Origin of the sequence: Streptomyces sp. TBY4 (assembly GCF_024213195.1) — a bacterium.
In the GTDB taxonomy this organism is placed as follows: domain Bacteria; phylum Actinomycetota; class Actinomycetes; order Streptomycetales; family Streptomycetaceae; genus Streptomyces.
In genome coordinates, this window is record NZ_JANAVF010000018.1 from 142338 (window position 1) to 150193 (window position 7856).

The window sequence follows — 7856 nt, forward strand, 5'->3', positions numbered from 1 at the left end:
AGGCTCGCGTCCTCGACGACCGGGCAGTCTGCGGGGTTGGTCAGCGGCGGATCACGACAGGCCGCGCAGGAGGAGTTTCAGGCCGCCCTCGAACTCCCGGTCCGGGGTGATCGAGCGGGCGTCGCCGGCGGTGGCCGTCATGTACGGGAACTCCTGCGCGGGGAGGCCGGCGATGGCGGTGGTGCCGGGGCCGGACAGCGGGCCGAGGTGTTCCAGCTGGGTGGAGCCGATCACGTACGCGACGAGCGCGCGCAGGGCGATGACCCGCTCCTCGGCTTCGATCCCGGCCTCGGTGAGGACGCCGAGCACCGTCTCCGACCAGCGCAGCCCGCTCGTCGAGCGGTGCCGGTGCGTCAGGGAGAGCGGGAGGGCCGCCGGGTGGGCGCCCATGGTGCCGCGCAGGCGGCGCGCCAGGACGGTGATCCGGTCCTGCCAGGGACCCGCGGGCGGCGGGGTGGTGTCGGCGCCGCTGAGGACGAGCTCGACGACGAGGGCTTCGAGTTCCTCGCGGCCCGGCACGTAGCGGTACAGGGCCATGGGGCTGATGCCGAGCTCGGTGGCGACGGCGCGCATGGAGAGGCCGGGGAGCCCGTCGCGGTCGATGACGGCGAGGGCGGCGGCGGCCAGTTGGTCCGGGGTGTGGGAGCGGGGGCGCGGCATGACGGTTGACAGCGTACGCCATACGCCTACGCTGGGGAGGTAGGCGTACGGCATACGCTTACGCCTGTCGAGGGAGGGTTTCCCATGCTCGAACCCGGTTCCGTGGTCCCCGCGCGCCTGCTCACGCCGGTCGCGGCCGCCGTACCCGGCGCGTCCGGTGCACCCGGCACGCCCGATACGTCCGCCGCCGGAGGGGCCGCCCCCGTGCCCGATCCCGAGCGGCTCGTCCATCTGCAGTTCCGGCGCTTCGCCGGCTGCCCCGTCTGCCACCTCCACCTGCGGTCCGTCGTCCGGCGGCACGCGGAGATCGAGGCCGCCGGGATCCGCGAGGTCGTGCTCTTCCACTCCTCCGCGGAGGAACTGCGCCCGCACACCGCCGACTTCCCCTTCGCCGTGATCGCCGATCCGCGGCAGCGGCTGTACCGGGAGTTCGGCGTCGAGTCCTCCCCGCGCTCCCTGCTGGACCCGCGCGCCTGGGGCCCGGTGCTGTGGGCGATCGCCCGGTCGGCCGTCGAGGTGGCGCGCGGCCGGGAGCGGCTCCCCGCCGCGCGCCAGCCGGGCGGGCGGCTCGGGCTCCCCGCCGACCTGCTGATCGGGCCGGACGGGAGGGTGCTGGCCGCGAAGTACGGGGAGCACGTCTACGACCAGTGGTCCGTCGACGAACTGCTCCGGCTGGCGGCGGCGGCCCGAAACTCCGTGGGCGCCCGGGGAACGCCTGCGTAGGGTCGCCGCATGACCAGTGATCAGCAGACTTTCGTACCGCCGGCCGAGGTGTTCGAGGTGCCCGTCCGGCTCGTCGGGGACGGCTTCCGGCTGGAGCCCCTCGGGCCCGAGCACAACGAAGGGGACCTCGCCGCCTGGAGCGGGAGCATCGACCACGTGCGCGCGACGCCCGGCTTCCTGGGCGACTGGCCTCCGGAGGAGGGGATGAGCCCCGAGGCCAACCTCGCCGACCTGGTGCGCCACGCACGGGACTTCGCCGAGCGGCGCGGATTCACGTACAGCATCTTGGAGGGGGAGCGGGAGGTCATCGGGTGTCTCTACATCTACCCCGCGCATGACGACCCGGGGCGGGTGCACGTCACGTCCTGGGTGCGCGCCGACCGGGCGGCCTTCGACAAGACGGTGTACGAGACCGTCGCGCGCTGGCTCGCCGAGGTCTGGCCGTTCGACGCGGAGCGCATCGCCTATGCGGCGAGGTGAGCCCGGCCGGGTGAGCCACGCCGAAGGGGCCCGGTCCACGTGGTGCGTGGGCCGGGCCCCTTCGGGTCTTCGTACGGGGTGACTAGCCGCGGACGGTGCGCCGACGGCGGGCGAACCAGGCGACCACTCCGCCGAGGCCGATGAGGACGGCGGCCAGGCCGGAGTACAGGGCGGTGTTGGAGTCCGAGCCGGTGCGCGCGAGGGAGCCGGTCGGCGCGGGGGTGTTGCCCGTGGCCGGGCTCGTGGTGGCCACCGGGGCGGTGGTCACCGGAGCGGTGGTCGTGGAGCCGGTCGGGGCCGGGGTGGTGGGCGCCGGGGTGGTGGGCGCGGGCGAGGTGGGCGCCGGGGTGGTGGGCGGGGTGGTGGTCTTCGGGGCGAGGCCGACCGTCACCTCGGTGCCGGCGAAGGGGCGCCCGTTGCCTTCGGCGTAGCCGACCGAGGCGTGCACCCCGACCTTGGCGGCCTTCTGGGGCGACGTCGAACCGATGGCGATCTGAAGGCGGACGACGTGCTCGCCGGAGGCGTTTCCGAAGCCCTTCGGGATGACCGGCAGGCGGAAGTTGCTGACCTCACCCAGGTCCTTCCAGGCGCCGTCGACCTTGACGCGTGCCCGGTAGGGGGTGACCGCGTTGGGGAAGTTCAGCTCGACCGAGGTGGCGAGGCCGTAGTCGAAGGTGTTCGTGCCGTTGAGGCGGTAGTGCAGCTCCATCTCCCGGCAGTCGGGAGCCTTGCTGCCCTCGCAGTCGCCCACGTTGGTGAACGAGGTCTCCAGCTTCCAGGGGTTGACGGCCGGAGAGGTCTTGAAGGTCAGGGAGGACTCGCCGCCCTCGGCGATCTCGCCCGCGTAGGACGCGGCGCGCAGCGTGAAGTCACCGGTGTTGGTCGGGTAGCTCTTGCCCAGGCCCATCGTGACCTTCCAGGTCAGCTTCCCGCCGGCCGGGATCTCGAAGCCGTCCTTGCTCTTGTCGGCCGGGCGGAACAGGCCCTGCCACCCGCCGTCCTGCTGGCCGATCTCGGACTCGGTCGCCGGGGCGTCGACCGCCTCGACCTTGAAGACCACGTCGCTCTGCTGGAGCGTCATCGTGCTGCCGGGCGTGTCGAGGAGCATCCACGGGTGGTAGGAGGAGACCTTGTCCGTGGGGTTGGTGACCGTCAGCTCGAAGCTCTCCGTCGCACCGCCGCGGGTCAGCGGGCCGCTCGGGACCGGCGCGCTCATCGTGGTCTTCAGCGCCCGGGGGTTGCCCTCTTCGGCTGAGGCCGTCATCGGCATCAGGACCGTGCCGGCGACGGCGGCGACGACGACGGAGGCGGAGGCGGTGCGGAGGGCGGCGGTGCGAGCGGACATGGTGGACTCCCCCAGGAATCTTCAAGATCAGACGGCAGCGGCGGCCGAGGGGCCGAGAGGCAGAGCAGAGGTGGAGCGGCCGAGCGAGGTGGACGGCGGTCGAACGCCGGTCCTTCGGTGCTTGGTTCTCGCCGGCGGTCCGGTTTCATTCCCCCCGGTCGCTGCTGCGATGGACTGATCTTCACACAGGCCACATCCCCAATCCGTCGTCGGAATGTCACCGCCGTGCAACAGCGAAAATCGCCTCTTCCTCCCGCCTGACCTGCGGAGATAGCGGAATGATCACGACCTGTTCCGGCGGAGCGGACGCTACGCCACCAAGTGCTTCAGCGGTCCCGCCGGATAGGGGGTCTCCACCGGCAGCAGGGCCCGCGCCGCCTCCGGTTCGCCGGAGCGGAGCAGGCCGTGGACCTCCCGGGCCAGGGGGGTGACGTCGCGGATGGAGACCGTCCACTCGTCGGCGTACGCGCGCGAGGTCTCACCGGACAGCCCCAGTTGGAGGGAGCGGTACGGCAGCGGGTTGAGGTGCAGGTCGCGCTCCGGGTCCCACTGGACGCGGGCGGAGGCGGTGCGCAGCGCCTGCTTCCACGCCGCGCGGTCGGCGTGCACGCCGGGCACGTAGTGGGACAGGCAGGCGTCGCCCAGGGCCAGGTCGAAGCCGGCGCGGGTGATCTCGACGGCCAGGACCGTCTCCTGACCGGCCTTGGTGGCGTAGCCGCAGCGGTACATCATCCACAGGAACGACGGCTTGACCCAGGTCATCCGCTCGCGCTTCCACTCGGGCGGGAAACGGCCGTCGCGGGCGGCCGGCACTCCGATCCCGGGGCGGTACGCCTGGTACACGGTGACGGTGTCGGCGGTGTACGCGGCGCGGATCTGGTGGCGGGGGACCCGGTCGGCGGCTGCTTCGGCGGTTGCTTCGGACATGACCCCAGGGTGCGGGGCCGCGCCCCGTCCGGGCCAGGGAATTTCCCTCCCCGCCGGCCGCCGGCCCCGCTGCCTGCGGCTAGATGTGGTCCTCCGCCAGTTCCGCGACCCCCGTGATCCGGTGCAGCGCGAAGGTGCGCACCTCGTCCGCCGTGTGGTCGTAGCCGGTGACGAAGCCGCCCTCCACCCGGACCGGGGCGATGACCCGCTGGCTGGCCGCGCCGTCGGCGTTGACGTAGCCGATCCACACCGCCGACCCCGTCAGAGCGGCCGCCTGGACCGTCGCCAGGGTCTCCGCCGCGCTCGTGCGCGGGAGTTCGCCCGGGGCGGTGGACCCGGACGGGGACGACGGCTCCCTGCGGACCGCCGTCGCCGCCAGGTCGCCCGCGCGGATGGCCCGTACGGCCGCCCCCAGCAGGGTCGCGTCCGGGACCGGCGGGCCGTCCGGGACGGGTACGGGCAGCGCGCGGGCCGGGGTGCGGTGGGCGTCGGCGCGGGCGACCAGGACGTCACCCGTACGGGATTCCGCGGCCGGTGCGTACCCCATGGCCCGCAACCCGTCGAGCAGCGCCGTCGGTTCGGCCTGCGCGGCCAGCACGGTCGGGGCGAGGCGGCGCAGCCCGAGGCCGGCGGACCGCTTGTCGGCGAGGATCTCGTTCAGCATGCCGTCGTCGTCGCAGCGCACGTACGAGGAGGCCGCGCCGACCCGGAGGTGCCCGTGCCGCCGGGCCACGTCGTCGACGAGGTACGACAGCGGCTGCGGAACGGGGGTGCGGCTGTGCTCGGCGAGGAAGGAGTGCAGGTCGACGGCGGTGTGGCCGGCGTCCAGGGCGCGGCGCACCGACCCGGGCGTGAACCGGTACACGGTGGCCCCGCCCTTGGACTCCACCTCCGCCAGCACAGCCAGCACCTCGGCGAGCGCCCGCCGCAGCGGCCCCGGCGCCACCGCCGTCAGGTCGGCCTGGAGCAGTACGTGGTCCACGGGCTCGGGCAGCAGCGGCGCGAGCGGCGGCGCCGGGTCCCGGCCCTCCAGCAGGGCCCGGCCGGGTGCGGAGAGCGCGCCCCGGCCGGTGACCCCGAGGACCTCCGCCTCCGTCAGCGTCCAGCGGGCCAGGCGGGAGCGCAGTTCGCTCGTACCGCGCACCGGCCGCTCCCACGCGAGGCGGGCGAGGATCGCGGCGGGGTCGGCGGCTCCGCCTTCGGGGAGGTCGGCGAGCATCCCGAGGACGCGGCGGCGGACCTCGGGGGCGGCGGAGCGGTCCAGTTCGGCGCCGAGCGCCGACAGGGTGCGGCCCTTCGCATCCTGTTCGCCGACCAGGCCGGGGGTCCGGGTGGCGGTCAGCCAGGCCGCCGCCAGCGCCGACCAGCGCTCGGCGGGCGGGAGTTCGATCCAGTCGTCGAAGGCGGGGGTCGGCGCGTACCGCTCGTCGGCCTCGCCGTCGCTGGCCAGCAGGCCGGCCGCGTAGGCCAGTTCGACCCAGAACGCCGCCGACGGCTCGTCGGTGTCCAGCGCGGACGCCGTCCGCTTCAGGTCCCGTACGGAGAGACCGCCCGCGCGGAGCACGGCCGGACCGGCGTGCTCCCAGGACTTCACCAGCTCCTCGACCGTCGACAGCGCGGCCAGAGCCTGGCCGGCCGCGTTCGCGTCCACAAGCTGTGGACGGTGCTCCCGGTGCACGGGCACGGCCGGGGCCAGCGGCTCCGTCACCCGGTGCGCGAGCCCGCCGCGCAGGTGCAGCGCCACCTCGCGCGGCAGCAGCACCGTGCGCGCCGTGGCCGGCAGCAGCAGGCCGCGGTCGCGCAGCCAGCGCACCGGAGGCGTCGGATGGGGCGTCACCTCCCCGTACGGAGGCCCCCACACGAGCCTGCCCAGCACCTGGTGGGCCTCGGCCGGGGCTTCGTCGAGCAGCGCCGACATCCGGGCCGGGTCGGTGAACAGGGCCGTCAGGGCGGTCACCGCCGACACCGGGTCGTGGGTGGCGGGCAGTCCGACGGCCGCCACGATCTCCTGGATCCGGGTCGGCGACATGCCGGCGGTCGCCTCGGCGACGGTGGGGCCGAGGCCGGTGGGGGAGGGGCGGGAGGCGGAGGGGGCGAGCAGTTCGCGGGCGGTGCGGACCAGGCGCAGCCTGTCGTCGTCACCCCAGACCAGGGCCTGGTCGCGCAGGGTGGCCAGGGCCCGGGGGAGTTCGGCGCGGGCGCCGTTGTCCGCGCCGGAGGTGGTGCCGGTGTCACCGCTGAGCAGGGACTCCAGCACCGCGTACGGGCAGGGCTCCGGGCCCACCGCGAGGGCCTCGGCGGCCTGCAGCGCGAACCGGTCCAGGCGGTCCAGCGCGCGCACCACCGAAGCCCGCGTCCCGGCCCGGGTGGCCAGCTGCGTCACGTCCCCGGGGACCGGGCTCAGCAGGTCCGGCCGGGCGCGCAGCAGGGCGCCGAGCCCCTCGTCGTCGCGGGCGCGCAGCGCTTCGGCGAGGGAGCGCGGAGCGCTTCCCGCGGTGTTCCCCGCGGTGCTCGGGTCAGGCACGGTCGTCGCCTCCTGGTCGCGTCGGCCGGTCAGTCGGCCGGTCCCCATCCGGTCAACGGTATCCGCTGCGCCCCCGGCCGCTCCACGGGCGCACGCGCTACCTTCGCTGGAGGGTGGCACGGGAGGAGCGGGGAGGAGCCGGGGCATGGGGATCGAGAGCGACCATCTGGTCTACGAATATCTGAGCCGCGTAGGGGACTTGGCGCAGCGCAGCCAGCTGTCCTCCGGGGACCGGATGCGGCTGGTGGCGGGGCTGCGGGACGAGATCGACCGGCGGCGGGCGAAGTACGAACCGGAGACCACGGCGGCCGTGCGGAGGATTCTGGAGCGGATGGGGACGCCGGAGGAGGTGCTGGAGGAGCGGGCGCGGGTGGGTGGGGCCGACGCTGTTTCTTCGGAGCCGTCCGCTCCTGTGGTGCCGGTGCAGCGGGGGGCTGCTCCGCCGCATCTTGCGGGGCTCGACGAACTGGGGGCGGGGGAGCGGCTGGAGCCCGACTGGTGGACGGTCGGGCCTTCGTCGTCGGTGGAGGGGTTCGCGGGTGGGATCGAGATTCCGGAGCTGCTGAAGCCGCCTGGGCGGGTGGGGGAGTCCTCCGCTGACGCCGACTCGGAGTCGGATCCGCAGGCGGGGGATTCCGGTGATGCCGGTGGTCGGCGGACGTTCATGGGGTACCTGCGGGAGCGGCGGCGGCGCCGGCGGCGGGCGAAGGCGGAGGCGGAGGCGGCTGCGGCGCCTCGGCCGAAGCCGTACGCTTTTCTGCTGCTCGCGGCGGTGGCGCTGCTCGCCGGGGCCGTGTCCGGGTACTGGCTGCTGCTCGCCGGGGGGTGGCTGCTCGCGTATGCCTCGCGGGTGCTGGGGCCTGCGGAGCGGAAGTGGGTGGTCTTCGGGCTGCCGGGGGTGGTCTTCGTGGGGGCGGTGGTCTGGTTGTGGGGCCGGTTGAACGGCCGGTGGGGGGCGGCTCTGGCGGACGATGCGCTGGGCGGGGCCTTCCAGGAGCTGGTGCCTTGGGTGGCGCGGGGGGCGGCGGTGTCCTCGGCGGTGTATCTGGTGTGGCGGGCGCGGCGCCGCTGACCGGGGGCGCTGCCCCCGGACCCCTGCGCCTCAAACGCCGGCGGGGCTGGGTTGTGGCTGGCGTCCGGCTGCACGTGTGGGGCGGGCTGCGGGTGGGGCGGTGCCGGGGTCGGGGGGGGGGGTGG

7 protein-coding genes are annotated in these 7856 nt (G+C 74.7%); 3 read left to right on the top strand and 4 right to left on the bottom strand.

All coding sequences use genetic code 11. From position 1 onward, the window contains the following. Window positions 1–51: 51 nt before the first annotated feature. Window positions 52–660, bottom strand: a complete 609-nt coding sequence (locus tag NLX94_RS32390; protein ID WP_254386687.1) for a TetR/AcrR family transcriptional regulator — start codon at window positions 658–660, stop codon at window positions 52–54. 84 nt (window positions 661–744) lie between these two features. On the opposite strand from NLX94_RS32390, the gene NLX94_RS32395 reads away from it, so the two are divergent. Next, window positions 745–1383, top strand: a complete 639-nt coding sequence (locus NLX94_RS32395; protein ID WP_254386688.1) for a peroxiredoxin-like family protein — start codon at window positions 745–747, stop codon at window positions 1381–1383. Between the two features lie 9 nt (window positions 1384–1392). Next, on the top strand, window positions 1393–1863 hold the full coding sequence (locus NLX94_RS32400; protein ID WP_254386689.1) for an N-acetyltransferase: 471 nt from the start codon (window positions 1393–1395) through the stop codon (window positions 1861–1863). Window positions 1864–1945: 82 nt separating this feature from the next. Here NLX94_RS32400 and NLX94_RS32405 read toward each other — a convergent pair whose 3' ends face one another. The 3 genes from NLX94_RS32405 to NLX94_RS32415 form a co-directional block, all read right to left on the bottom strand. Then, complete coding sequence (locus NLX94_RS32405; protein WP_254386690.1) at window positions 1946–3208, bottom strand: LPXTG cell wall anchor domain-containing protein; 1263 nt, start codon at window positions 3206–3208, stop codon at window positions 1946–1948. A 309-nt stretch (window positions 3209–3517) separates the two neighbouring features. Then, entirely contained in the window at window positions 3518–4135 is a 618-nt protein-coding gene (locus tag NLX94_RS32410) for a DUF4291 domain-containing protein (protein ID WP_254386691.1), read from the bottom strand. A gap of 79 nt (window positions 4136–4214) precedes the next feature. Further along, window positions 4215–6707, bottom strand: coding sequence for a helicase C-terminal domain-containing protein (locus NLX94_RS32415; protein ID WP_254386692.1), 2493 nt, complete (start codon window positions 6705–6707; stop codon window positions 4215–4217). A 97-nt stretch (window positions 6708–6804) separates the two neighbouring features. Between NLX94_RS32415 and NLX94_RS32420 the strand changes: the two genes are divergently transcribed. After that, window positions 6805–7731 (top strand): hypothetical protein, encoded by a 927-nt coding sequence (locus NLX94_RS32420; RefSeq protein WP_254386693.1) that lies wholly within the window; start codon window positions 6805–6807, stop codon window positions 7729–7731. Window positions 7732–7856 lie beyond the last annotated feature (125 nt).

Coding starts and splice junctions, on each gene's coding strand:
- NLX94_RS32390 (WP_254386687.1), bottom strand. CDS start 660: ATGCCGCGCCCCCGCTCCCACACCCCGGACCAACTGGCCGCCGCCGCC.
- NLX94_RS32395 (WP_254386688.1), top strand. CDS start 745: ATGCTCGAACCCGGTTCCGTGGTCCCCGCGCGCCTGCTCACGCCGGTC.
- NLX94_RS32400 (WP_254386689.1), top strand. CDS start 1,393: ATGACCAGTGATCAGCAGACTTTCGTACCGCCGGCCGAGGTGTTCGAG.
- NLX94_RS32405 (WP_254386690.1), bottom strand. CDS start 3,208: ATGTCCGCTCGCACCGCCGCCCTCCGCACCGCCTCCGCCTCCGTCGTC.
- NLX94_RS32410 (WP_254386691.1), bottom strand. CDS start 4,135: ATGTCCGAAGCAACCGCCGAAGCAGCCGCCGACCGGGTCCCCCGCCAC.
- NLX94_RS32415 (WP_254386692.1), bottom strand. CDS start 6,707: ATGGGGACCGGCCGACTGACCGGCCGACGCGACCAGGAGGCGACGACC.
- NLX94_RS32420 (WP_254386693.1), top strand. CDS start 6,805: ATGGGGATCGAGAGCGACCATCTGGTCTACGAATATCTGAGCCGCGTA.